2 protein-coding genes are annotated in these 1,553 nt (G+C 51.7%); both read left to right on the top strand.

The genetic code is table 11. From position 1 onward, the window contains the following. Positions 1 to 843 (top strand): RNase A-like domain-containing protein (locus IGW03_RS37580; RefSeq protein WP_323745075.1); only part of this gene is annotated, 843 nt, incomplete at its 5' end. 13 nt (positions 844 to 856) lie between these two features. After that, the gene (locus IGW03_RS37575) at positions 857 to 1,165 is read left to right on the top strand and encodes a contact-dependent growth inhibition system immunity protein (protein WP_194727473.1); all 309 of its coding nucleotides are present in this window, start codon (positions 857 to 859) and stop codon (positions 1,163 to 1,165) included. The last annotated feature ends 388 nt before the right edge of the window (positions 1,166 to 1,553 follow it).

Below are 1,553 nucleotides of genomic sequence, written 5' to 3'. Positions count from 1 at the left end.
AAGGTGAAGAAGCGGGTGGAGCTGGAGTCGCAGACGGAGTTCATCAAGCTCAAGGCGGCGACGGGGATCGTGCTGGAGGTGGGGGCGAGCCGGATCGAGATGGAGGCGAACGGGAAGATCACGATACGGGGCTTGCATGTGGATGTGATCGGGACGAGTCGGATTGATTTGAATACCAATGCAAACGCAGGAACAGTCCAACCAGTCAAGGCACTTGGACCGGAAACCAGCACGCATGGGCAACCCGCGGTCGGATCCAATGAATGGAAGGCCGAACGGCAACGGGCGCAAGCCTTGCAGCAGCCGATCATCGCGCCGGACGACTTGATCGGCGGGCCGCTCAAGTTGGGCGCGAAAGGAGTTGCAGCGGGTGCTGGTGCAGTGATGGGGGCGATGAAGAGTGTTGGGGCGAAAGAAAGCGGTGTATTGTTACGAGAAGGGGCAAATAAGGCTGCTCCCTTCAGCCACCTTGTTAACGGCGGAGGGTTAGCTGCTCACGAAGCCGCTGGTGGGCACCTGCTCTTAAAGCATGTTGGGCAAAGTGAATCGGCGCTTGCAGCACGTCTTGCAGCAGAGCCACGACTTCCCGCTGCCTCGACATTTGTAACTCGTGCAGAGGCAGAAGCGGCTGTAAATACTGTTTTAAATGCAGAAGCAACTCGACTATCAACATGGGTCTCCTCCGGCGCGCGAGGACAATTGGTGCTAAATGCTCCATTCAATGGTGGGTTGGTGCTACAACGTGGTGCCTCTACACCTGCAAGCGGCACGGGCGCCACTGTTGTGCTTCGTGGTACAGGAGGCGGTAATTGGCGGGTCGTAACCGGATATCCAACTCCATAAAATATTCAGCCACATGGGAAACGAAAAATTGAACGAATTGAAGCAGTTTTTTGGCGCTTATTTTCATCAAGATTGGAACTTAGATGCATCTGCTCCAGATGATGTGGTCCGCCTATTTATTAGTGATGGGTATAGCAACGATGAGTTGATAAATCTTGCGAAGGACATAGAGAAATATGCCGCCACTAAGACAGATGATGCTGCGACTGAGGAAGGGCTCTTGAAGGAATTGGGCTGCTATTACATGCCTAGTGCGGATAACGTTGGGGCTAAAGCATGGCTAAATCACGTAGCCACATTACTTCGATCCGCGATTGAATGATTGGGGCTGAAGGAACAAACCGGTTTGGCAGCTTTCCAGAGTCTGTCTGACATTACCAAATTTATAGGAGTTGGACCAACGAAGGCATGAGCCTATTTCTTTATTAACCTATTTAAAATATCAAGCATCAAAAAATGGCATGTAACTTAGTAACTTCTTTCATATCGCTTACATGGCGCGGCACGTTCGGTTTAGGTAAGCACGCATGGTTAATTGGGATACTCGGGGGAATGGGAATAGCAAAGTTTTGTACATTGGGACCTGTCAGGATATTTGTGTGCGGGGCCGGGTTAGTTGATAGCGTTGGTGAAGCGCTCGCCGAACATGATGGCGAACTGATTGGCCGCCTGTTTCCACGTCCGCTGCGGCATCTTCCAGTCTTTTTCAA

Origin of the sequence: Noviherbaspirillum malthae (assembly GCF_015352985.1) — a bacterium.
GTDB lineage: Bacteria > Pseudomonadota > Gammaproteobacteria > Burkholderiales > Burkholderiaceae_D > Noviherbaspirillum > Noviherbaspirillum malthae.
Note: the sequence above shows the minus strand (reverse complement) of the source record. Positions and strands in the feature narration are given on the sequence as shown.